This is a genomic window from Lysobacter sp. TAF61, assembly GCF_052113485.1.
GTDB lineage: Bacteria > Pseudomonadota > Gammaproteobacteria > Xanthomonadales > Xanthomonadaceae > Lysobacter_J.
Genome location: NZ_JBFRDH010000008.1, coordinates 13,443 through 34,123, shown reverse-complemented (window position 1 = coordinate 34,123; position 20,681 = coordinate 13,443). Strand labels below are relative to the sequence as shown.

At 68.8% G+C, this 20,681-nt stretch carries 20 protein-coding genes; 9 read left to right on the top strand and 11 right to left on the bottom strand.

Features of this window, described 5'->3' with window-relative positions:
• The first annotated feature begins 55 nt into the window (after positions 1-55).
• Together ubiH and AB4Y64_RS16655 are read left to right on the top strand one after the other, a co-directional pair.
• Entirely contained in the window at positions 56-1,306 is a 1,251-nt protein-coding gene (ubiH, locus tag AB4Y64_RS16660) for a 2-octaprenyl-6-methoxyphenyl hydroxylase (protein ID WP_441817590.1), read from the top strand.
• Complete coding sequence (locus AB4Y64_RS16655; protein WP_441817589.1) at positions 1,303-2,502, top strand: FAD-dependent oxidoreductase; 1,200 nt, start codon at positions 1,303-1,305, stop codon at positions 2,500-2,502. The genes ubiH and AB4Y64_RS16655 overlap by 4 nt, the downstream gene beginning before the upstream one ends.
• A gap of 129 nt (positions 2,503-2,631) precedes the next feature.
• Here the strand turns inward: AB4Y64_RS16655 and AB4Y64_RS16650 are convergent, their stop codons facing one another.
• The 5 genes from AB4Y64_RS16650 to AB4Y64_RS16630 all read right to left on the bottom strand — a co-directional run bounded on the left by AB4Y64_RS16650 (position 2,632) and on the right by AB4Y64_RS16630 (position 7,367).
• The gene (locus AB4Y64_RS16650; RefSeq protein WP_441817588.1) at positions 2,632-3,324 is read right to left on the bottom strand and encodes a hypothetical protein; all 693 of its coding nucleotides are present in this window, start codon (positions 3,322-3,324) and stop codon (positions 2,632-2,634) included.
• Positions 3,325-3,479: 155 nt separating this feature from the next.
• On the bottom strand, positions 3,480-4,562 hold the full coding sequence (gene rlmM, locus AB4Y64_RS16645; protein WP_441817587.1) for a 23S rRNA (cytidine(2498)-2'-O)-methyltransferase RlmM: 1,083 nt from the start codon (positions 4,560-4,562) through the stop codon (positions 3,480-3,482).
• A 2-nt stretch (positions 4,563-4,564) separates the two neighbouring features.
• Positions 4,565-5,140 (bottom strand): nucleoside deaminase, encoded by a 576-nt coding sequence (locus AB4Y64_RS16640; RefSeq protein ID WP_441817586.1) that lies wholly within the window; start codon positions 5,138-5,140, stop codon positions 4,565-4,567.
• Positions 5,140-5,583 carry a hypothetical protein gene (locus AB4Y64_RS16635; RefSeq protein ID WP_441817585.1) on the bottom strand — a complete coding sequence of 148 codons (444 nt, stop codon included), beginning with the start codon at positions 5,581-5,583 and terminating at the stop codon, positions 5,140-5,142. The genes AB4Y64_RS16640 and AB4Y64_RS16635 overlap by 1 nt, the downstream gene beginning before the upstream one ends.
• Before the next feature lie 11 nt (positions 5,584-5,594).
• Positions 5,595-7,367: a glutamine--tRNA ligase/YqeY domain fusion protein gene (locus AB4Y64_RS16630; protein ID WP_441817584.1), complete on the bottom strand. Its 1,773-nt coding sequence runs from the start codon at positions 7,365-7,367 to the stop codon at positions 5,595-5,597.
• A 150-nt stretch (positions 7,368-7,517) separates the two neighbouring features.
• Between AB4Y64_RS16630 and AB4Y64_RS16625 the strand changes: the two genes are divergently transcribed.
• From AB4Y64_RS16625 to AB4Y64_RS16615, 3 genes are all read left to right on the top strand, one after another.
• Complete coding sequence (locus AB4Y64_RS16625) at positions 7,518-7,796, top strand: putative signal transducing protein (RefSeq protein WP_441817583.1); 279 nt, start codon at positions 7,518-7,520, stop codon at positions 7,794-7,796.
• A 74-nt stretch (positions 7,797-7,870) separates the two neighbouring features.
• Positions 7,871-8,389 carry an adenine phosphoribosyltransferase gene (locus AB4Y64_RS16620; RefSeq protein WP_441817582.1) on the top strand — a complete coding sequence of 173 codons (519 nt, stop codon included), beginning with the start codon at positions 7,871-7,873 and terminating at the stop codon, positions 8,387-8,389.
• Positions 8,390-8,479: 90 nt separating this feature from the next.
• On the top strand, positions 8,480-9,055 hold the full coding sequence (locus AB4Y64_RS16615; RefSeq protein WP_441817581.1) for a hypothetical protein: 576 nt from the start codon (positions 8,480-8,482) through the stop codon (positions 9,053-9,055).
• 6 nt (positions 9,056-9,061) lie between these two features.
• Here the strand turns inward: AB4Y64_RS16615 and AB4Y64_RS16610 are convergent, their stop codons facing one another.
• From AB4Y64_RS16610 to ahpC, 3 genes are all read right to left on the bottom strand, one after another.
• Positions 9,062-9,997, bottom strand: coding sequence for a LysR substrate-binding domain-containing protein (locus AB4Y64_RS16610; RefSeq protein ID WP_441817580.1), 936 nt, complete (start codon positions 9,995-9,997; stop codon positions 9,062-9,064).
• 103 nt (positions 9,998-10,100) lie between these two features.
• Positions 10,101-11,690, bottom strand: a complete 1,590-nt coding sequence (gene ahpF / locus AB4Y64_RS16605; RefSeq protein ID WP_441817579.1) for an alkyl hydroperoxide reductase subunit F — start codon at positions 11,688-11,690, stop codon at positions 10,101-10,103.
• Between the two features lie 234 nt (positions 11,691-11,924).
• Positions 11,925-12,488 carry an alkyl hydroperoxide reductase subunit C gene (ahpC, locus tag AB4Y64_RS16600; protein ID WP_241918628.1) on the bottom strand — a complete coding sequence of 188 codons (564 nt, stop codon included), beginning with the start codon at positions 12,486-12,488 and terminating at the stop codon, positions 11,925-11,927.
• A gap of 217 nt (positions 12,489-12,705) precedes the next feature.
• Between ahpC and prmC the strand changes: the two genes are divergently transcribed.
• From prmC to AB4Y64_RS16585, 3 genes are all read left to right on the top strand, one after another.
• Positions 12,706-13,566: a peptide chain release factor N(5)-glutamine methyltransferase gene (gene prmC, locus AB4Y64_RS16595; protein WP_441817578.1), complete on the top strand. Its 861-nt coding sequence runs from the start codon at positions 12,706-12,708 to the stop codon at positions 13,564-13,566.
• Between the two features lie 107 nt (positions 13,567-13,673).
• Positions 13,674-14,615 carry a prolyl aminopeptidase gene (gene pip / locus AB4Y64_RS16590; protein ID WP_441817577.1) on the top strand — a complete coding sequence of 314 codons (942 nt, stop codon included), beginning with the start codon at positions 13,674-13,676 and terminating at the stop codon, positions 14,613-14,615.
• A gap of 110 nt (positions 14,616-14,725) precedes the next feature.
• On the top strand, positions 14,726-16,141 hold the full coding sequence (locus AB4Y64_RS16585) for a sugar porter family MFS transporter (protein WP_441817576.1): 1,416 nt from the start codon (positions 14,726-14,728) through the stop codon (positions 16,139-16,141).
• Here the strand turns inward: AB4Y64_RS16585 and AB4Y64_RS16580 are convergent.
• From AB4Y64_RS16580 to AB4Y64_RS16570, 3 genes are read right to left on the bottom strand one after another with little or no spacing between them, the layout of a single operon-like run.
• The gene (locus AB4Y64_RS16580; protein ID WP_441817575.1) at positions 16,138-16,692 is read right to left on the bottom strand and encodes an NUDIX hydrolase; all 555 of its coding nucleotides are present in this window, start codon (positions 16,690-16,692) and stop codon (positions 16,138-16,140) included. The two genes, AB4Y64_RS16585 and AB4Y64_RS16580, sit on opposite strands and share 4 nt — an antisense overlap.
• Positions 16,693-16,725: 33 nt before the next feature.
• Positions 16,726-17,673, bottom strand: a complete 948-nt coding sequence (locus AB4Y64_RS16575) for a 5'-3' exonuclease (protein ID WP_441817574.1) — start codon at positions 17,671-17,673, stop codon at positions 16,726-16,728.
• Complete coding sequence (locus tag AB4Y64_RS16570; RefSeq protein WP_441817573.1) at positions 17,670-18,275, bottom strand: nitroreductase family protein; 606 nt, start codon at positions 18,273-18,275, stop codon at positions 17,670-17,672. The genes AB4Y64_RS16575 and AB4Y64_RS16570 overlap by 4 nt, the downstream gene beginning before the upstream one ends.
• A gap of 162 nt (positions 18,276-18,437) precedes the next feature.
• Here AB4Y64_RS16570 and AB4Y64_RS16565 point away from each other — a divergent pair, with 162 nt between their 5' ends.
• Entirely contained in the window at positions 18,438-20,669 is a 2,232-nt protein-coding gene (locus tag AB4Y64_RS16565) for a DUF1631 family protein (RefSeq protein ID WP_441817572.1), read from the top strand.
• Positions 20,670-20,681: the final 12 nt, after the last annotated feature.

The window sequence follows — 20,681 nt, the reverse complement described above, 5'->3', positions numbered from 1 at the left end:
GCATAACGCAATGCCTGTTTTGCCCCCCACATCCCCGGCCCCCTCGTCGTCGTCGATGGCCGGACTGTCCGGCCCTTCCAGCAGCGGTCGTCACGATGTCCTCATCGTCGGCGGTGGCCTGGTCGGCGCCAGCCTGGCGATCGCGCTGGAGCGGATCGGCCTCGACGTCGGCCTGGTCGAAGCCGCCCCGGCTGGCGCGCTGCCGGCGGTGTTCGACGAGCGCAACCTCAGCTTCGCCGAAGCCACCGTCAATGCGCTGTCGGTCCTGGGCGTGCTGCAGAAGCTGCGCGCGCCCAGTGGCGCGATCGAGCGCATCCACATCAGCCGCCGCGGCGACTTCGGCCGCAGCCTGCTGGAGGCGCGGCGCTATGGCCGCAGCGAGTTCGGCCGGGTGGTGATCGCGCGCGATTTCGGCGAGGCGCTGGAGGCGAGGCTGGCGGAACTGCCGCGGCTGGCGCGGTACCGGCCGGCGCGCTTCCTTGGCCTGGCCCCGGCTGACGGCGACGGATGTGCGGTGCGCGTGAGCGAGGCAAACGGCGAGCGCGTGCTGCAGGCACAACTGCTGGTGGCCGCCGACGGCACCCGCAGCGGCGTACGCGACGCCCTTGGCATCGGCATCGAGGAACACGACTACCGGCAGACCCTGTTCGTCGCCCGCGTCCGCGCGGCGCGGCCGCCCGACGGCACCGCCTACGAGCGCCTGGGCGACGAAGGCCCGACCGCGCTGTTGCCGCGCGGCGATCGTCACTACGGCCTGATCCATGCCGTCGCCAGCGAGCACGCCGACGCAGTCGCCGCGCTGGACGAAGCCGCTTTCCTGGCACGCGCACAGGATGCATTCGGCTGGCGCGCCGGACGGTTTGTCGGCTGCGGCCCGCGCAGCACGCACGCGGCGATCCGCGTGCTGGCGCGGCGCACCACTGCACACCGCGCCGTGCTGGTGGGCAACGCCGCCCAGACCATCCACCCGATCGGTGCACAGGGCTTCAACCTCGGCCTGCGCGATGCACTGACCCTGGCCGAACTGATCGAGCAGGCGCGTCGCGCCGATCCGGCGGCCGATTGCGGCACGGCCGCATTGCTCGCTGCCCATGTCGCGCGCCGGCGCGAGGACCGCGAACGCACGATGGGTTTCTCCGACGGCCTGGCGCGCCTGAGCGCGAACGACGCGCCCTTGCTGCGGCCCTTGCGCAGCCTGGGCATGTTCGCGGTGGATCGCCTGCCGTCGGCGCAGTCGTTCCTGGTCGGCGGCGCGATGGGCTATCGCGGCGACGTGCCGGCGCTGTGCCGGGAGATGCAGCGATGAGCCGGCGCGGAGGCGTGGACGTAATCGTGGTTGGCGCCGGCGTGGTCGGTGCGGCCGCGGCCCTGGCCTTTGCCCGCGATGGCCTGCGCGTGGCGCTGGTCGAAGCGCGTGAACCGCCGCCATGGCGCGCGGAAGCAACCGGCGCCGATGCGATCGATCTGCGCGTGTATGCGTTCGCGCCGGACAACGCCGCGCTGCTCGACGGCCTCGGCGCATGGTCGGGCGTGCAGGCGGCACGCGCGCAGCCGTATCGCGCGATGCGGGTGTGGGATGCGGCCGGCGGCGGCGAACTCGCCTTCGACGCCGATGCGTTCGGCCGGCGCGAGCTGGGCTGGATCGTCGAGCACGCCCTGCTGGTCGACCGCCTGTGGTCGGCCTTGCCGGCGGCCGGCGTTGACCTGCATTGCCCCGATACCGTTACCGCGTTCGAACAGGACGAGCAGGGCGCTACCGTGCAATTGCACAGCGGCGTGTCGTTGCGGGCGCGCCTGGTCGTTGCCGCAGACGGCGCCGAGTCGAAGTTGCGCGCACTGGCCGGCATCGAAGCACCACGGCAGGATTACGGCCAGCGCGGTCTGGTGGCGTTCGTGCGCAGCGAGCTGCCGCACCAGTCGACCTGCTGGCAGCGCTTCCTGGCGACCGGTCCGCTCGCGTTCCTGCCATTCGCCGGCGATGGCCACGACAGTTCCATCGTCTGGACCCTGCCCAATGACGAGGCCGCGCGCCTGCTGGAAGCCGACGCTGCGCAGTTCCTGCGCGAGCTGGAGCTGGCGTTTGCCGGGCGCCTGGGCGCGCTGACGGAGGTGTCCAGGCGCGCTGCATTCCCGCTGCGCCTGCAACTGGCGCAGAGCCAGGCCAAGGGGCGCCTGGTGCTGATTGGCGATGCTGCCCATGCGGTGCATCCGCTGGCGGGGCAGGGCGTCAATCTCGGCTTGCGCGATGTCACGACGCTGCGCGCGGTCTTGGCGCAGGCGCATCAGCGCGGCGGCGACCCGGGCGCGGCACAGTCGTTGTCGCGGTGGGCTCGCCAGCAGCGCAGCGCCAACGCGGTGTCGGCCTATGCCTTCGACGGCATCAACCGGCTGTTCTCCAATGATGCGCTGGTGCCGACATTGCTGCGCGGGCCGCTGCTGGGCCTGGCCGGGCGCTTGCCTCCGCTCACGCACGCCTTCTGGCGCCACGCCGCCGGACTGTAGCGGTGGCGCGCTCTGGCGATGTCGGTTGCCGTTGCGCCTCCATCCCTTCCCGCTCCATGGGAAGGGATGGCCTGCACACCCCCGTGTGTACACACATTCGTAATCGGGTATTTGAAATCCAGCTGCGGCTTACATGCCGCCGGCAAGTTCCTTGCGGCTGATGCGACCGTTGTGGTCGGCGTCGATGCGACCGAAGTTGATAGCCAGCGTTGTGTCGGTGCCCACTTCGGTGCGGCTGAGATTGCCGTCGCGGTCAGCGTCGAGCGAATCGAAATCGACCTTGGTCGAAAGCGTCGAGTTCGGCGGGATCGATGTCACGTTGACCTGTTGCTTTGCGGCAACTGCCGGCACGGCAGGAGTGGCCGGCACGGCCGGGGCAGGCGGCGTCGATGCCTGCACGGCAGCCTCGGCGGCCTGCTGCGCCTGCGCGCTGGCGGCGCTGGCGGCCGACGCCGCCTCGCTCGCCTCGGCGGCGCCGGAGGCAGGATTGGCACCGGTGGCGGCGACGTCCTGCGCGGCGTGCGCATCATGGGCGGCATTGACCGAGCGGTTGGCAGCGTCCTGCGCGTCGCTGGCATGCATCGAGGTCTGCGGGCCATAGCCTGCCGCCGCATTGGCGGTGGCGTCACGCGCGCTCTGGGCACTGTCGCGCGCCGCTTCGGCGTTCGCAGTGGCCGCCTGCGCCGCGGCTTCGGCCTGCTGCTGCGACTTGGCCGGGCTGCCCTGGGTGCGTTGTGCCAGTGCAGTGCCGCTCGATGCGAGCGCGAGCAGCAATGCGACTGCGAGGACCTTCTTCGTGTTGATCGTGTGCGCGGTATTCATTGTCTGCTCTCGCCTCTGTCTGGGATGCACAGGCGACGCTAGTACCGCAGTTATCAACCGCAGATAAATTTCCCGTTCCAACGATGTGCAGCGTTCACGCAGGTGAGGGTGGCGTCATTGCCGCGCCGCCAGATGGATGAACCCTTCGCGACGCGTCATTGCCGCGTCGCGAAAACCGTGATTTCTTCGCGATCGTGATAGAGCTGGCGGGCGCGGATCAGCAGCGGCCTTTCGGCCTGGCGCTCGAACAGCTCCAGGCACAGCCGGGTTTCTTCCCAGCGCTTCTTCATCGGCAGCTTCAGGTTGAAGATGGTGTGCTTGCACCAGCCTTCGCGGATCCACGTGGCCATGCGTTCGGCGACGCGGCGCGGTTGTTCGACCATGTCGCAGACCATCCAGTCCAGCGGCCCCTTGGGTTGCCACTGGAACCCGTCCGCGCGCAGGTGTTCGACGCGCCCGCTGTCGAGCAGGTGCGGTTGCACCGGGCCGTTGTCGATGGAGATCACGCGCAGGCCCTGGCGCATCAGCACCCAGCTCCAGCCGCCCGGCGATGCGCCCAGGTCGGCGCCGCGCATGCCATCGCGGAACAGTCCTTCGCGTTCGTGCTCGTGGACCAGCGTCAGTAGCGCCTCTTCCAGCTTCAGCGCCGAGCGGCTCGGTGCGTCCGCATGCATGCGCAGGCGCGGAATGCCCAGTGGCCACGGCGAGCCGTCGCGCGGGCTGCCCTGCGCGAGCATGGCGTGGTCGCCGGCGAGGAAGATCACGTGCAGACGCGGACGCCTGGGGTCGTCGATGCGGGTCAGCCAGCCGGCTTTGCGCAGCGCCGGTCGCAGCGCGTTGCCGAATGCGCGCGCCAGGCCCGCGAGTGGCTTGGCCTCGTCGGAATCGGGATGCTCGACCCACAGGTCGCCGTAGGCAGACGGCTTGCCGTCGGGGTAGGCGGCGTCGAGCGCAGCGAGGATCGGCGTGATGCGGTCGCTCGGGTCGAGACCTTGCAGGTCGGCCAGGCGCAACAGCTTCTGGCGGGCGAAGATCAGCTCGTCGAAGGTCAGTGCGCGCGACAACGCGGCGGCATCGGTGCCGAGGAACTCGACGTAGGCCTGGTTGCGCTGCGTGCGCGCGTAACCGGGCAGGTCGACCAGCGCGGCGCGCTCGCCCAGCTCGGCGGCCAGCTCCGGTTCGAAGCCGGGGCGGCAGTAGCACAGCAGCGCGTCGACGATCGGCGTTACTTCGTTCATGGTCAGTAGCGCTCGCCGCCGCGTTCGCCGTACACGCGCAGTACCGCGCGTGCTTCGTCGCGGTGGATGTCGCGCACGACCTGTATTCCGCGGCGTTCCAGCTCGCCGGTCCAGTCGGCGGGCAGGGGGCCTTCGTCGAACTCGGTCAGTTCTTCGACGTCATCGCTGCGCGCGCCGATCAGCAGCCGGTCGATGCCGGCCCAGACCGTGGCGCCGTAGCACTGGCAGCACGGCTGCGAGGATGTGGCCAGCGTGATCGGGCCAACGCGCTCACCGTTGGCATCCTCGTTCAGACGCGCGCGCTGGGTGCGCTGCTGCGCCAGCATGTAGGCCATGGTCTCGGCGTGCGCCAGCGAGCAGGTGTGCGGCAGCACGCGGTTGACGCCGATGGAGATGATGCGGTTGTCCGGGCCGAACACCGCAGCGCCGAACGGTCCGCCGCTGCCGGCTTCGATGTTGTGCTGCGACAGCGCGATCGCGAGGGCGACCTTGGCCTCGTCGCCGTCGTAACTGCGGCCGGTGTCGACCGAGTCATGCACCCATGCCGGCAGGGTCAGGTGAACCTGTGCATACAGCATCAGCGCACCTGCTCCGGGCCGGGATCGAGACCGGACGAGACGTCGCTGCACTGCCCCTGCGTGCACTGGCAGCTGTCGATCGTCTTGAATCCGCACACGCCCATGCGCCCGCTCTTGGCGCAGGCGGCCTGGACGCTGGCCGGGTCGGTCGGGCTGTTGGCGTTGACACAGGCGGGCATCGCGCCGCAGCAGTTGCCGACGTCCTTGATGGCGCAATCGGCGTCGCTGCGGCAACTGCGATCAATTTTCACGGCCGCGGGCTTCGCTGGCGCCGCCACCGACTGTGCAGGTGCCGGTGCGGCGACCGGCGCCGGCGTGGCTGGAGTCACCGGCGCGGCAACCGGCGAGGGCGTTGCCGCGCCAGCGGCGTCCGAAGGGGGTGCGGCGCAGGCGCACAGCGTGCACAGCAGCAGTGCGATCAGTACCGTCGTCAGACGACGCATGGCCAAACTCCTCAGGCTTTGGTGGTCCAGGTGTCACGCAGGGTGACGCTGCGGTTGAACACCGGCGCGTCGCTGCGATGGTCATGGCGGTCGGCGACGAAATAGCCGATGCGCTCGAACTGGAACGACTGCTCCGGCTCGGCGACCGCGGCCGCCGGCTCGACATAGCCGGTGACGGTGCGGCGCGAATCCGGGTTGAGGTGGTCCTGGTAGGTCTTGCCGGTGCCTTCGTCGTCGTCCGGATCGGCGACGTTGAAGAGGCGGTCGTACAGGCGGATCTCGGCGGCGATCGCATGCTGCGCGCTGACCCAGTGGATCGTGCCCTTGATCTTGCGGTCGGCGCCGGCCATGCCCGGACGCGACTCGGGATCGAGCACGCCGCGGATCTCGACGACCTGGTCGCCGTCCTTGATCACTTCGTCGCAGCGGAAGATGCCGGCGCCGCGCAGTCGCACTTCGCCGCCCGGAATCAGGCGCTTGAAGCCCTTGGGCGGCACTTCCTCGAAGTCCTCGCGCTCGATCCACAGCGCGTTGGAGAACGGCATGGTGCGCACGCCGGCGTTCTCGTCCTTGGGGTGGTTGGGGAACGTCAGCGATTCCTCGTGGCCGTCGGCCAGGTTGGTGATCACCAGCTTGAGCGGGTCGATCACCGCCATGCGCCGCGTTGCGCTGGCGTCGAGGTCGTCGCGCAGGGCGCCTTCGAGGATGGAGATGTCGAGCAGCGAGTTCTGCTTGCTGATGCCGACGCGGTCGACCATCAAACGCAGCGCCGACGGCGTGTAACCGCGGCGGCGGATGCCCTGCAGCGTCGGCATGCGCGGGTCGTCCCAACCATCGACCAGCCCGGCCTGCACCAGCGCCATCAGCTTGCGCTTGCTCATCACCAGGTAGTTGAAGTTCAGGCGCGAGAATTCGATCTGGCGCGGCTTGCTGGCCTCGAACGGCAGGCCCTTGCTGGTCAGCGGAGCCACCAGCTCGCGCGAGTTGGCGAGGTCGACCTTGTCCACGCACCAGTCGTAGAGCGGGCGGTGGTCCTCGAACTCCAGCGTGCACAGCGAATGGGTGATGCCTTCGACCGCATCGCTGAGCGAGTGGGCGAAGTCGTACATCGGGTAGATCGGCCAGTCCATGCCGGTGTTCTGGTGCTCGACATGCTTGATGCGGTACAGCGCCGGGTCGCGCAGGTTCATGTTGCCGGCGGCCATGTCGATCTTGGCGCGCAGCGTGCGCGCGCCGTCGGGGAACTCGCCGGCGCGCATGCGGCGCAGCAGGTCGAGGTTCTCCTCGACGCTGCGGTCGCGGTAGGGCGAGTTGCGGCCGGGCTCGGTCAGCGTGCCGCGGTAGGCGCGCACCTCATCGGCCGACAGGTCGCAGACGAAGGCGTCGCCCTGGCGCACCAGCTTCTCGGCGGCCAGGTAGATGACTTCGAAGTAGTCCGAGGCATGGCGCAGGTCGTGCCACTCGAAACCGAGCCAGCGCACGTCTTCCTGGATCGCGCGGACGTATTCCGGGTCTTCCTTGACAGGGTTGGTGTCGTCCAGGCGCAGGTTGCACTCGCCGCCGAACTCGCGGGCGATGCCGAAGTCCAGGCAGATCGCCTTGGCGTGGCCGATGTGCAGGTAGCCGTTGGGCTCGGGCGGGAAGCGGGTCTTGATCGCCTGGTGCTTGCCGCTGGCCACGTCCTCGCGAACGATCTGCCGGATGAAGTCCTGCCTGGTGGATGCCAGGGCATCGTCGGCGGTGGGGACGGCGGTCGGAGCATTGGCGTGGGGCGTAGCGGACATTCGGGATCGCACGGGCGGGGAAGACCGGGAAGTTTAGCCGCTGGCGGACAATGGCGTCGTTTCCGGCCCGGAATCCGTCTCCGCGGCGCTCGCAGCCCGTTCAATTGCGCCGGCGTATGCTCGGACACAGCCCCCGCCGTGGATTCCCCCGTGAAAGTCGTCTACGAAGCCGCCAACCTGATCGACGCGCACCTGGTCCGGCATGCCCTGGAAGCCGAGGAGATCCCGGTGTTCCTCAAGGGCGAGGCGCTGCTGGGCGGCATGGGTGAGCTGCCCCTGTTCGGGACGATCCTGGTGTGCGTGCCGGATGTGGTCTGGCCCGAAGCCAGCGAGATAGTCGCCGCGCTGCCGCTGAACCATCCGCCAGACGAGGCCGGTGAGGCCGGTGAGGAAGCGTCGGACCTGCCCCCGGGCCTGCTGCCGGCCTGATCCGGCTGGCACCCAACTCCTGAACCCGTCGGCATGTCGGGTATCGTGACCCGCCCAGCCGCGCCCGTGCCCCCATGTCCTCTTTCGAATCCCTGATCCGCGAAGTCGCCGACTTTCCCAAGCCGGGCGTGGTGTTCCGCGATGTCACACCGCTGCTGGCCGACGCCGGCGGTTTCGCCCGCTGCATCGACGCGCTCGCCGAACCCTGGCAGGGCAGCGAGGTGCAGGCGGTGTGCGGGATCGAGTCGCGCGGCTTCATCTTCGGTGCGGCGCTGGCGCAGAAGCTGCACGCCGGCTTCGTGCCGCTGCGCAAGCCGGGCAAGCTGCCGCCGCCGCTGGTCGAGGTCGCCTACCAGCTCGAATACGGCAGCGATCGCCTGCAGGCGCGCAACGATGCCCTGCGACCGGGCGAACGCACCCTGATCGTCGACGACGTGCTCGCCACTGGCGGCACCCTCGCGGCGGCACAGGAGCTGGTGCTGAAACTGGGTGCCGAACTGGTCGGCGCGAGCGTGCTGATCGAGCTGGAAGCATTGCAGGGCAGATCGCGCTGGCCGGGTGCGACGCCCCTGCACGCCCTGCTTCGCTACTAGGCCCGCGACACAAGGCCCGCGACGGACACTTCACGCCGCCCACGCGCCCGGTCAGTAGCCTGACTGCGGCGCGGCTGCCGGGGCGGGTGGATGGACGCATTCAATTACCTGTCGGTCATGGTGTCGATGGTCCTCGGCCTGGGCCTGACCCAGCTGTTCGCCGGCATCGGCAACATGGTGCAGATCCGCCGCCGGGTCGATCACTACTGGCTGCATGGCGTCTGGGTAGGGCTGCTGATCGCGCTGCATATCCAGATGTGGTGGTCGTTCTGGGCGATGCGTTCGGAACGCGACTGGACCTACGGCGAGTTCGCCTATGTCCTGATCGGGCCGGGGACGTTGTGCATCGCCAGCCATGCCTTCCTGCCTGAACTGATCGACGGCAGCATCGATGTCCGCAAGCACTATTACGACGCCCGCAAGGTGTTCTTCGGAATGCTGATCGTGGCGGCGCTGTGGGGGATCTTCATCGAACCGCTCATGGGGCTGCGGCCGCTGCTGATTCCGTTCCGCCTGGTGCAGGTGGCGGGGATCGGGCTGATGGTGGCCTGCGCGATATCGGACCGGCCGCGCGTGCACGTGGTGTCCACGTTGCTGATCACCGTGATGCTGGCGGCGGGGACGGTGCTGACGCGCTATCGCCTCGGCCAGACCGGCCTGGAATGAGCCGCGCTACACCTGCAACGACTGCGAGGCGTGCGACCTGGGCGGCACCAGCAGCGACGCTGGCAGCTTGCGGAACTCGCCCGCCAGCTGCATCAGGAAATCGCCCATCGCCGAACTGCGTCGCCAGACCATCGCGATCTGCCGGTGCGGCGCGTCGCCGCGGAAACGCAGCAGGTGGATGTCGGAGGAGACCGGCACCGGTGGCTGCACCGCAAGCACCGGCAGCAGGGTGATGCCGACACCGGCGGCGACCATCTGCCGCAGCGTTTCCAGGCTGGTGGCGCGGAAGCCGTCGCGTTCGCCGGCACCGGCCATGTGGCACACGTCCAGCGCCTGGTCGCGCAGGCAGTGGCCTTCCTCGAGCAGGAGCAGGTGCTGGTTGTCGAGGTCCTGGACGTCGAGCGAGTCCTGGTCGGCCATCGGGTGGTGTTGCGGAACGGCCAGCAGGAACGGTTCGTCGAAGAGCACTTCGACGTGCAACTGGTCGTCGTGGATCGGTAGCGCAAGCAGGCCGGCGTCTAGGCGCCCGTCGCGCAGGCGCGCGAGGATCTGGTCGGTCTTTTCCTCGACCAGCAGCAGCTCCAGGCGCGGGAAGCGCTGGCGCAGGCCCGGCACCACGTGCGGGAGCAGATAGGGGCCCAGCGTGGGGAACAGGCCGAGCCGGACCGTGCCGGCCTCCGGATCCTGGCTGCGGCGCGCGATCTCGGCCATCTGCTCGACATCGGCGATGACCTTGCGCGCGCGCTCGGCGACTTCGCGCCCCACCGGCGTCAGCATCACCCGGCGCGGCGCCCGTTCGACCAGCGCGACGCCCAGCTCGTCCTCGAGTTTCCTGATCTGCGTGGACAGCGTCGGCTGGCTGACGAAGCTGGCCGCGGCGGCGCGGCCAAAGTGCTTGTGATCGGCGAGGGCTACCAGGTACTTGAGGTCGCGCAGGTTCAAGGGTGTTTCTCCAACACGGCTTGTGGGGCGACGGACAACTTCGGCTCTAGCGGTGGTGCCTTCGATCTACAACGCGCCCGACAAATCGGACCCTACTCTCGAATCAGGCTGCAACCGCGGTCGCGTTTTCCGCCGGTGCACTGGTGCGGATCAGGTGGTCGAACGCGCTCAGCGCAGCCTTGGAGCCTTCACCCATCGCAATCACGATCTGCTTGTACGGCACGGTCGTGACGTCGCCTGCGGCGAACACGCCCGGGATCGACGTACGTCCGAACGCATCCACTTCGATCTCGCCACGCGGCGACAGCGCCACCGTGCCCTTGAGCCATTCGGTATTGGGCAGCAGGCCGATCTGCACGAACACGCCTTCCAGCTCGACCCGGTGCGAGTCGCCGCCGACACGGTCCTTGTAGACCAGGCCGTTGACCTTCTGGCCATCGCCGAGCACCTCGGTGGTCTGGGCGCTGGTGACGATGGTGACATTGGCCAGGCTGCGCAGCTTGCGCTGCAGGACTTCGTCGGCGCGCAGCTGGTTGTCGAACTCGATCAGGGTGACGTGGCTGACGATGCCGGCCAGGTCGATCGCGGCCTCGACGCCGGAGTTGCCGCCGCCGATCACCGCCACGCGCTTGCCCTTGAACAGCGGGCCATCGCAGTGCGGGCAATAGGCCACGCCCTTGTTGCGGTACTGGTCTTCGCCGGGCACGTTCATCTGCCGCCAGCGCGCGCCGGTGGCGAGCACCACGCTGCGCGACTTCAGCGACGCGCCGTTTTCCAGCTGGATCTCGATCAGGCCGCCCGGCTCGCTGGCCGGAACCAGCTTGCTCGCGCGCTGCAGGTTCATGATGTCGACGTCGTACTCGCGCACGTGCTGTTCCAGTGCGCTGGCCAGCTTCGGGCCCTCGGTGTAGGTCACCGAGATGAAGTTCTCGATCGCCATGGTGTCGAGCACCTGGCCACCGAAGCGCTCGCCGGCAATGCCGGTGCGGATGCCCTTGCGCGCGGCGTAGATCGCCGCTGCGGCGCCGGCCGGGCCACCGCCGACGACGAGCACATCGAACGGCGCCTTGCCGCCGATCTTCTCGGCATCGCGCTGCGAGGCGCCGGTGTCGAGCTTGGCCAGCACCTGCTCGATGGTCATGCGGCCCTGGTCGAACGGCTGGCCGTTGAGGAACACGGTCGGCACCGACATCACCTGGCGCTGCTCGACCTCGTCCTGGTACAGCGCGCCGTCGATGGCGACGTGACGGATGTTGGGGTTGATCACGCTCATCAGGTTCAGCGCCTGCACCGTGTCCGGGCAGCTCTGGCACGAGAGCGACATGAAGGTCTCGAACACGTACTCGCCTTCGAGATCGCGAACCTGCTCGAGCAGTTCCGGCGCAGCCTTCGACGGATGGCCGCCGACCTGCAGCAGGGCCAGCACCAGCGAGGTGAATTCGTGGCCCATCGGAATGCCCGCGAAGCGCACGCCGACATCGGTGCCGACGCGGTTGATCGCGAACGAGGGCTTGCGCGCATCGTCATCGCGGCGCGCATAGGAAATCCTGTCCGACAGCGAGGCGACGTCCTGCAGCAGGGCCTCGAGCTCGCGCGACTTTTCGCCGTCGTCGAGCGAGGCGACCAGCTCTATTGGTTGTGTGACCTTTTCCAGGTACGCCTGCAACTGGGTCTTGAGATCGGCATCCAACATGGGGGACGGCTCCATCGTTTGTTCGAGACGGCTTTGTTCGGAATGAACGCCGCGAGCGCCCGGGCAGGGAGGGAGGGAGAGCTGCCCGAACGTCGCGACATCCAAAAAGGAAAACTGGCGGGCATCTGGCCGGCCGTGGTCCGCGGGGGCGGACGGTCGGGGCGGGCCGCTGTGAAAAGCGTGGCGCCCTGGCCCCACCCCTCTCCCGTGCGGGAGAGGGGTATCGGAACGGCTTTAGATCTTGCCGACCAGGTCCAGCGACGGCTTCAGGGTCTTCTCGCCCTCGTGCCACTTGGCCGGGCAGACCTCACCCGGGTGGGCGGCGACGTACTGGGCAGCCTTGACCTTTCGCAGCAGCTCGGAGGCATCGCGGCCGATACCGCCGGCGTTGATCTCGACGATCTGGATCTTGCCGTCCGGATCGATCACGAAGGTGCCGCGATCGGCCAGGCCGGCTTCCTCGATCATCACGCCGAAGTTGCGGGTGATCACGCCGGTCGGGTCGCCGATCAGCGGGTACTGGATCTTCTTGATCGTGTCGGAGGTGTCGTGCCAGGCCTTGTGGGTGAAGTGGGTGTCGGTGGACACGCCGTAGATCTCCACGCCCATCTTCTGGAACTCGGCGTAGTTGTCGGCCAGGTCGCCCAGCTCGGTCGGGCAGACGAAGGTGAAGTCGGCCGGGTAGAAGAACACCACGGACCACTTGCCCTTCAGGGTGGCGTCGGTGACTTCGACGAACTCGCCGTTCTTGTAGGCAGTGGCCTTGAACGGAAGAACTTGGGTGTTGATCAGCGACATCAGGGGATTCCTTATGCGGGGTGGGTGGAAGCGATGGACAGAGGTTAAGGAAGGTGTGGTGATCCATCAAGTTGATTGATGGAATTGATTCAATAGGCACAGCCTATGGCTGGTCGGGCAGATAGGCGGCGCTTATCCATCCTGAGGTGCGGATGTTTCCGCCGGCGTCAAGGCGCGCCGGCTCGCGCCGCCCGGCCGCGCACGCGACAATGCCGCGATGAACGACTCCTCCCATTCAGGTGCGGCGACGGTAGCCCGGCTGCTGGCCGATGCCGCTGCGCGCCTGCCCGGCGATGAGGCCCGCGCCGAGGCCGAACGGCTGCTGGCGCACGCCCTGGGCGTGTCGTCGACCTGGCTGTACAGCCACGGCGAGGACGTACCCGATTCCGTCCGCGCAGGCGATTTCGAGCGCCTGCTACTGGGACGGCTTGCCGGCGAACCGGTGGCCTACCTGTTGGGCGAGCGCGGTTTCTGGCGATTCGACTTGCAAGTGACCCCGGCCACGCTGATTCCCCGTCCCGAAACCGAGCGCCTGGTCGAACTGGCACTGGAACGCCTGCCGGCCGGCCGCGCGCTGCGCATCGCCGACCTGGGCACCGGGACCGGCGCCATCGCGCTGGCATTGGCGCACGAGCGGCCGCAGGCCCAGGTGGTGGCGGTCGATGTCAGCGAACCGGCACTGGCGGTGGCGCGCGCAAACGCCGGACTGCTCGGCCTGGCGCGCGTCGAGTTCCGCCATGGCGACTGGCTGGCGCCGCTGGCGGGCGAACGCTTCGATCTGATCGCTAGCAATCCGCCATACATCGCCGACGACGATGCCCACCTGCAACAGGGCGACCTGCGCTTCGAGCCGCGCAGCGCGCTGGCCTCCGGCCACGATGGCCTCGACGCGATCCGCGTCATCGTCGCCGACGCGCCCGACCATCTGGCGCCGGGCGGATGGCTGCTGATCGAGCACGGCTGGGAGCAGGGCGGTGCGGTGCGCGAACTGATGCTGGCGGCGGGATTGCAGCAGGTCGAGACCGCCACCGACTGGGAACAGCGCGACCGTGTGACGCTCGGGCGTTTGCCGCAGTAGATGCCTGCCGGCGCGCGCCGGCATTGGCATGCATGCATTGGCGTGCATGCCCAGCGGCTAGAATTGCCGACCTCTGATTTGCACCCCTGCCCAGGCGAGGCCCCGCGATGCGCACGCTCTATCCCGAGATCGAACCCTTCGACAGCGGCACCCTCCAGGTCGACGGGCGCCATACGCTCTATTTCGAGCAGTGCGGCAATCCCGACGGCAAACCGGTGGTGCTGTTGCACGGTGGTCCAGGCGCGGGTTGCAGCCCGAAGATGCGGCGCTTTCATGACCCGGCCAAGTACCGGATCGTGCTGTTCGACCAGCGCGGCAGCGGCCGCTCGACGCCGCACGCCGACCTGGTCGACAACACCACCTGGGACCTCGTCGCCGACATCGAAAAGCTGCGCGACAAGCTGGGCATCGACAAGTGGCAGGTGTTCGGCGGCTCGTGGGGTTCGACGCTGGCGCTGGCCTATGCCCAGGCACATCCGCAGCGCGTGACCGAGCTGGTCCTGCGCGGCATCTTCATGCTGCGTCGCTGGGAGCTGGAGTGGTTCTACCAGGACGGCGCCTCGCGCCTGTTCCCGGATGCGTGGGAGCACTACCTGAAGGCAATCCCGGTGGTCGAGCGCCACGACCTGATCAGCGCGTTCCACCGCCGCCTGACCTCCTCCGACGAAGCCACGCGCCTGGCCGCGGCCAAGGCATGGAGCGTGTGGGAGGGCGCGACCAGCTTCCTGCACGTCGATCCGGATTTCGCCGCGAGCCACGAGGATCCGCAGTTCGCGCTCGCGTTCGCGCGCATCGAGAACCACTACTTCGTCAACAGCGGCTTCTTCGAGGTCGACGACCAGTTGCTGCGCGACGCGCACCGCATCGCCGACATCCCGGGCGTGATCGTCCACGGCCGCTACGACGTGGTCTGCCCGGTCGCCAATGCCTGGGACCTGAAGAAGGTCTGGCCCAAGAGCGAACTGGTGATCACGCCGGCGTCGGGGCACTCGGCGTTCGAGGCCCAGAACGTCGACGCGCTGGTGACGGCAACCGACCGCTTCGCCTGACGCGCGCAGGGCCTGGGGGGAGGGGCTGCATACGTATTCAAGGACGGCCCACCCCCGCCTCGCGCAGAATCGCCCGACAGCCGCCAGCAGGCGGCCCCAGGGGAGCCCGAATGAGCGCGATTGCCGAGTCCGAGCGACAACACGTCACCGCACGCGTGGTGCTGATATCCGCCGCCGCCGCTCTAGGCGGATTCCTGTTCGGCTTCGATACCGCGGTCATCAACGGTGCCGTCGATGCCATCCGCGGTGGCTTCGGCCTCGGTGCGGCGCAGACCGGCTTCGCCGTGTCGTGCGCGCTGCTGGGCTCCGCGCTGGGCGCCTGGTACGCCGGGCCGCTCGCCGACCGCTTCGGTCGCGTCCGCACGATGCAGGTTGCTGCGTTGCTGCTCGCCGTCAGTGCGCTCGGCTCGGGGCTGGTGTTCGGCGTGCTCGACCTGATGTTCTGGCGCGTGATGGGTGGCATAGGCGTGGGCGTGGCCTCGGTCATCGCCCCTACCTATATCGCCGAGGTCTCGCCGGCGGCGGTGCGCGGCCGCCTGGGTTCGCTGCAGCAGCTGGCGATCGTGCTTGGCATCTTCATGGCGCTGCTCAGCGATTCATGGCTGGCAGGACTGGCCGGTGGCGCTGCAGGAAAGCTGTGGTTCGGGCTGGAGGCGTGGCGCTGGATGTTCCTGGTCGCGGTGGTGCCGGCGCTGATCTACGGCGCACTGGTGCTGGGCGTGCCGGAGTCGCCGCGTCACCTGGTTGCGCGTGGCCGCCCGCGTGAAGCGCGCGACGTGCTGCGCCAGGTGCTGGGTCTCAACAGCGAATCGGCGCTCGACCAGAAGGTCAGCGACATCCAGAACAGCCTGCGCTCGGAGTACCGTCCCACGCTCAAGGATCTGCGCGGTCCGCGCGCCGGGTTGCTGCCGGTGGTGTGGATCGGCATCGCGCTGTCGGTGTTCCAGCAGTTCGTCGGCATCAACGTGATCTTCTATTACTCGTCCACGTTGTGGCATTCGGTGGGCTTCAGCGAGGCCGACTCGTTCACGATCACCGTGGTGACCTCGGTGGTCAACGTGCTGGTGACGCTGGTCGCCATCGCCCTGGTCGACAGGATCGGCCGCAAGCCGCTGCTGACGATCGGTTCGGCCGGCATGGCCGTCACCCTGGCGCTGATGGCGTGGTGCTTCTCGCAGGCGACCGGCAGCGGTTCCCAGCTGAGCCTGCCCGAGCCGTGGGGCATGGTCGCGCTGGTGGCCGCCAATGCCTACGTCGTGTTCTTCGGCCTGAGCTGGGGGCCGATGGTGTGGGTCCTGCTGGGCGAGATGTTCCCCAACCGCATCCGCGCGATCGCGCTGGCGGTGGCGGCTTCGGCGCAGTGGATCGCCAACTTCGTCATCACCAGTTCGTTCCCGTCGCTGGCCGAGATCGGGCTGTCGTTCGCCTATGGCCTGTATGCGCTGTTCGCGCTGGGCTCGCTGGTGTTCGTGCTGACCTCGGTGCGCGAGACCAAGGGCATGGAGCTCGAGGAAATGCGCGACTAGAGCGCCGCTGAGCCGTCCGGGTTGTGTTCGATCATCCACAGCCCGGCCCACAGCTTCAGGTCCAGCTCGTAGCCCTCGCGCTGCTTCTGCATCAGCCATGCCGGTGCCTGCGCGCGGGGGATTTCGTGGACGGTGATGTCCTCGTTGTCGATGCCGCCGCCGTCGCCGACCTTGCTCAAGCCGCGCGCGCGCACGAAGGCGATGCGCTCGTTGCTCATGCCGGCCGAGGTCGGGCCGACCAGCAGCACGTCGACGCGCTGCGCCGACCAGCCGGTTTCCTCGATCAGTTCGCGCCGCGCCGCCGCTTCCAGTGTGTCGCCGGCATGGTCGTCGCCGACCAGTCCCGCCGGCATCTCGATCGTTCGCGCGCCCAGCGGCACCCGGTACTGCTCGACGAACAGCACGTTGTCCTCCGGCGTCACCGCGACCACGATCACCGCCATGCCGTCGCCGTTGGTGCGCTCCACGTACTCCCAGCGGCCACGCCGGCGCATGCGCAGCCAGGGGCCTTCGTAGAGGGTTTCCAGCGGTTCTTGTGCGTGATCGTCCATGGGGCGCCCTGATGTTTTGCCGTTTGCCGAATGCTACGCCTGGGCCTGTGACGTGGCGAAGTCGAGGCCGGCCGACTGATACAGGCGGCGTCGTGTCATCGGGCCGAAGCGGACCGCATCGCACAGCACGCCAAGGCCGGCGCTGTCGCCGTCGCCGCGTACGAATTGCAGGCCCGTGTCGCCCAGCGGCGCGTCGAGCGCGATCGTGGTCAGCTGCCGGCACAGCAACGCCTGTTCGCGATGCTGGCGCAGTTTCGCCGCTGCGCTGGCGGCGCCGCGCAGGCGCAGGTAGGGCACTTCCTCGACCCGGGCCAGCAACGCATCGAGGGTGTCGAAATGCGCCAGCAGCGCGGCCGCGGTCTTGGCGCCGATGCCGGGCACGCCGGGAATGTTGTCCACGGCATCGCCGGTGAGCGCCAGGTAGTCGGCGATCTGCCGCGCCTGCACGCCGTGGCGCTCGGGCACGCCGGCCGCGCCCCAGCGCTGGCCGCGGGCGAAGTCCCACTGCTCGTCGTGGTCGCCGAGCAGCTGCGACAGGTCCTTGTCGGCCGAAACGATCACCGAGCGGAAACCGTTGCCACGGGCGGCATGCACGGCGCTGCCGATCAGGTCGTCGGCTTCGTACTGGCCGTGCGACAGCACCGCCAGGCCGAGCGCGCTGCACAGCGCCTTGCAGTGGACGAACTGGCGCTTGAGCTCTTCCGGCGCCGACTCGCGGTTGGCCTTGTACGCCGGGTACAGCGCATTGCGGAAGCACGAGTCGAGCGCTTCGTCGAAGGCGATGGCGATGTGCTGCGGGCGGGTGCGGTCGATCAGCTCCAGCAGGAAGCGGGCGAAGCCGTGCACGGCGTTGGTCGGCCAGCCGTCGGCGTCGTGGAATTCGTTGGGCATCGAGTGCCAGGCGCGGAACACGTACATGCTCGCGTCGACCAGGTAAAGCGTCTGCCCCGGTGCGGGCGCTGCGGCGTCGACGCTGCTCATGCCGGTGACCACGCGCTCAGCAGGGCGGCCGGGTCGGGGCGCTCGCGCTCGGGCGCGTCCAGCTTCGGCGTACCTATATGGACAAAGCCGACGACACGCTCGTGCTCGCCAAGGCCCAGCCATTGGCCGACCTGGGCGTCATAGGCCAGCCAGCCGGTCAGCCAGATCGCACCGTAGCCCAGCGCCTGCGCGGCTTGGAGCAGGGCGAAACAGACGCAGGACGCCGTGGAAAAGCGTTCAGATTCGGGAATCTTCTCGTCCGGCCCGAGTTGTCCGATCACCGCGACCACCAGCGGGGCGTGGGAGAATCGCGTCCGGTCCTTCTCGATGACCGCGTCGCTGGCGTCCGGATCGCGCTGGCGGCTGCGCTGGGCCAGGCGTTCGCCAAACGCATGGCGGGCGTCGCCGCTGAAGCTGATGAAGCGGAAAGGCACCCGCTTGCCGTGGTCGGGGACCCGGACGGCCGAGCGCAGCAGGCGCATCAGGGTGTCCGGATCGGGGCCGGGCTCGCCCAGCTGCTTCGGCGGGACCGAGCGGCGGGCGTCCAAAGGGGCGAGGGCGAGGTCGAAATCCCGGGACGGGTCAGAAGTGTTTCGCGACATCAGTCACAATTGCTCAAAGTGGGCCTGCAAGGCGAGGTCGTATCTTGCCACTATGCGCCTACCACCTGCCGGCGCACGGCAGATTCGGTCCACGCAACTCTGGGGAACAAGCTAGTGTCCGGCTATCCGCACGGCGTCGCTCAAGCTACGCGTACCGATCCGATGCGCATGCTTGAGGAGATCAAGCGTCAGGCCCTGGAAGCGCTCGGCGGGCTGCCGGGGACGCTCTATGGCCCGATCGAGGACGCGCTCAAGCTCGCCTCCCTCAAGACCGATGGCAAAAACAACTTCTACGAAGAGCAGGCCGCGTTGTGGGTGCTGCGCCAGCAGCAGGCGTCGCATGTCATGCGTTTCCGCCAGCAGGTCGCGCAGGGCTTCGATGACTTCCGGGCGCTGCGCATCCGCAGCGGCGGCGAAGTCCAGCTGCGCCTGGTGGACGAGCAGCAACTGGAATACGAGCTTGCCAGCGGCCGCCTGAACGAGGCGCTGGTGGCGCGGTTCGCGCGCCCGCTGGACACCCTGCAAAGCCGCCTGCAGACCCTCTCCGAGGCAATGCGCGTGCCGATGGGGGTCAACCCGATCGGTCCGGACCGCCTGGTCGCGGCCTTTTCCCAGACCTTCCTGGAAGCGCAGGTCCCGGACACGCTGCGCGCACGCCTGTTCCGTCATTACGAAACCGAGCTGGTCCGCGTGCTCGGCGAGTTGTACGCACGCGTCAATACCGTATTGGCGACGTCAGGCTATGGCAGCGCCGCTCCGGCCACGCCGGCGCCGCGCGGCGACGACTCGCGCCGCGAGCGCGGCGGCCAGGGCGACGGCTACGGGCCGGCGCCGGGCTTCCCCGGCGGCGATGGTTTCGGTGGTCCCGGTGCTGGGCCGTCGTTCGCCCACGCCTCCGGGGCGGGCAATTTCGGCCGGACCCTGTCGACCCCCATGTCCAACCAGGACATGGCGGCGATGGCCAGCGAGCTGGCCGAGTTGCGCAGCCAGTTGCATGCCTGGCGCGAAAGCGCGCCCAGGGCCGACGCCAGCCCGGGCTCGGTGTCCGCGCGCGTCGGCGGGCCGCGCCGCGAGTTGCGCGTCGATGAAATCCTCAGCGTTGCCTCGCTGCTGCAGGCCGAGCCGCCGGACGCGTTCGCGCGCGCGCTGGCAGTGACCGGCAGGCTGGGCGAGACGATCCGCGACCATATCCAGGACGGCGCCCGCCGCCTCGGCCTCAATCCCGAACAGGCCTGTTTCAGCTCCGAGGAAGAGGACGCGATCGACCTGGTCGCGCTGCTGTTCGACTCGCTGTTCAAGCACAACGCCCTGCAGGACCGCGCCCGCCGCCTGTATGCGCGACTGGTGCTGCCATACGTGAAGGTCGCGCTGACCGATAACGGCGTGTTCGTCAAGCGCGAGCACCCGGCGCGCCGTCTGCTCGACGCGATCACCGAGGCCTGCGAAGGCAACGACGCCGAGACCGCGCAGGATCGCGAACTGCTCGATCGCGCCACCGAGATCTCGCAGCGCATCGTCTCCGAATACAACGAAGACCTGGCCGTGTTCGAGCTGGCCCATGCCGAGCTCGACGCCCTGCTGGCGCAGCAGCGCCGACGCATCGAGATGCAGGAACAGCGCGCTGCCAAGGCCACCTATGGCCGCGAGCGTCTGGGCGCCGCGCGCGAGCAGGCCGAGTCGGCGCTGTCCGATCGCCTGGCCGAGCCGGAACTGACCCAGGCCGTCGCCGATTTCCTGGCGATGCCCTGGCGCCATCATGTCGTCCAGACGCTGCTGCGCGACGGCGCCGATCCGCGCCGCCACGCCGAAGCCATCGCTCTGGGCGACGCGCTGTTGATGGCCGATCGCATGGCCGAGCAGAACCGCGGCCGCGAGTTGGCCGACCAGCTGCTGGCGCTGCAGCCGGCCATCGTCGAATGCCTCGCCAGTTCCGGCCTCGACGACAGCGCCGCGCAACACGGCATGGCCGGCCTGGTGCGCGCGCTGGCGACACCGGATACGCCGCGCCGCCGTCGTCCGGCACCGCCGCTGACCATGCCCGAGGACGATGTCACCGAGAACGAGCGCAAGTTGTGGCTCGCCGGCGGCACCGACACCATGAGCCACGACCAGATCCTGGCCGAGCGCATGCGCAGCCTGGAATCGGGCGACTGGGTGCGCCTGACCGACCCGCAGGGCGAGTCGGTGGCGGCCAAGATCGCCTGGGTCAGCCCGCTGACGTCACGCTTCCTGCTGGTCAACCGCCGCGGCATCCGCATGCTGGTCGCCTCGCCGGAAGAACTGGCCGCACTGGCCAGCGCCGGGCGCCTGACCATCGGCGCCGAACGCACCGCCTTCGACGAGGCGATGCGGCAGGTGCGTCGTCATCTGGACAGGGCGCCGGTCGCGCGCTGAGCGTTGTCCCGG

What these genes read in the sequence shown, in the direction of transcription:
- AB4Y64_RS16655 (WP_441817589.1), top strand. Translation starts at nt 1,303, where the DNA reads ATGAGCCGGCGCGGAGGCGTGGACGTAATCGTGGTTGGCGCCGGCGTG.
- ubiH (WP_441817590.1), top strand. Translation starts at nt 56, where the DNA reads ATGGCCGGACTGTCCGGCCCTTCCAGCAGCGGTCGTCACGATGTCCTC.
- rlmM (WP_441817587.1), bottom strand. Translation starts at nt 4,562, where the DNA reads ATGAACGAAGTAACGCCGATCGTCGACGCGCTGCTGTGCTACTGCCGC.
- AB4Y64_RS16615 (WP_441817581.1), top strand. Translation starts at nt 8,480, where the DNA reads ATGGACGCATTCAATTACCTGTCGGTCATGGTGTCGATGGTCCTCGGC.
- AB4Y64_RS16585 (WP_441817576.1), top strand. Translation starts at nt 14,726, where the DNA reads ATGAGCGCGATTGCCGAGTCCGAGCGACAACACGTCACCGCACGCGTG.
- ahpC (WP_241918628.1), bottom strand. Translation starts at nt 12,488, where the DNA reads ATGTCGCTGATCAACACCCAAGTTCTTCCGTTCAAGGCCACTGCCTAC.
- AB4Y64_RS16575 (WP_441817574.1), bottom strand. Translation starts at nt 17,673, where the DNA reads ATGAGCAGCGTCGACGCCGCAGCGCCCGCACCGGGGCAGACGCTTTAC.
- AB4Y64_RS16565 (WP_441817572.1), top strand. Translation starts at nt 18,438, where the DNA reads ATGCGCATGCTTGAGGAGATCAAGCGTCAGGCCCTGGAAGCGCTCGGC.
- AB4Y64_RS16640 (WP_441817586.1), bottom strand. Translation starts at nt 5,140, where the DNA reads ATGCTGTATGCACAGGTTCACCTGACCCTGCCGGCATGGGTGCATGAC.
- AB4Y64_RS16620 (WP_441817582.1), top strand. Translation starts at nt 7,871, where the DNA reads ATGTCCTCTTTCGAATCCCTGATCCGCGAAGTCGCCGACTTTCCCAAG.
- AB4Y64_RS16635 (WP_441817585.1), bottom strand. Translation starts at nt 5,583, where the DNA reads ATGCGTCGTCTGACGACGGTACTGATCGCACTGCTGCTGTGCACGCTG.
- pip (WP_441817577.1), top strand. Translation starts at nt 13,674, where the DNA reads ATGCGCACGCTCTATCCCGAGATCGAACCCTTCGACAGCGGCACCCTC.
- ahpF (WP_441817579.1), bottom strand. Translation starts at nt 11,690, where the DNA reads ATGTTGGATGCCGATCTCAAGACCCAGTTGCAGGCGTACCTGGAAAAG.
- AB4Y64_RS16630 (WP_441817584.1), bottom strand. Translation starts at nt 7,367, where the DNA reads ATGTCCGCTACGCCCCACGCCAATGCTCCGACCGCCGTCCCCACCGCC.
- AB4Y64_RS16580 (WP_441817575.1), bottom strand. Translation starts at nt 16,692, where the DNA reads ATGGACGATCACGCACAAGAACCGCTGGAAACCCTCTACGAAGGCCCC.
- prmC (WP_441817578.1), top strand. Translation starts at nt 12,706, where the DNA reads ATGAACGACTCCTCCCATTCAGGTGCGGCGACGGTAGCCCGGCTGCTG.
- AB4Y64_RS16650 (WP_441817588.1), bottom strand. Translation starts at nt 3,324, where the DNA reads ATGAATACCGCGCACACGATCAACACGAAGAAGGTCCTCGCAGTCGCA.
- AB4Y64_RS16570 (WP_441817573.1), bottom strand. Translation starts at nt 18,275, where the DNA reads ATGTCGCGAAACACTTCTGACCCGTCCCGGGATTTCGACCTCGCCCTC.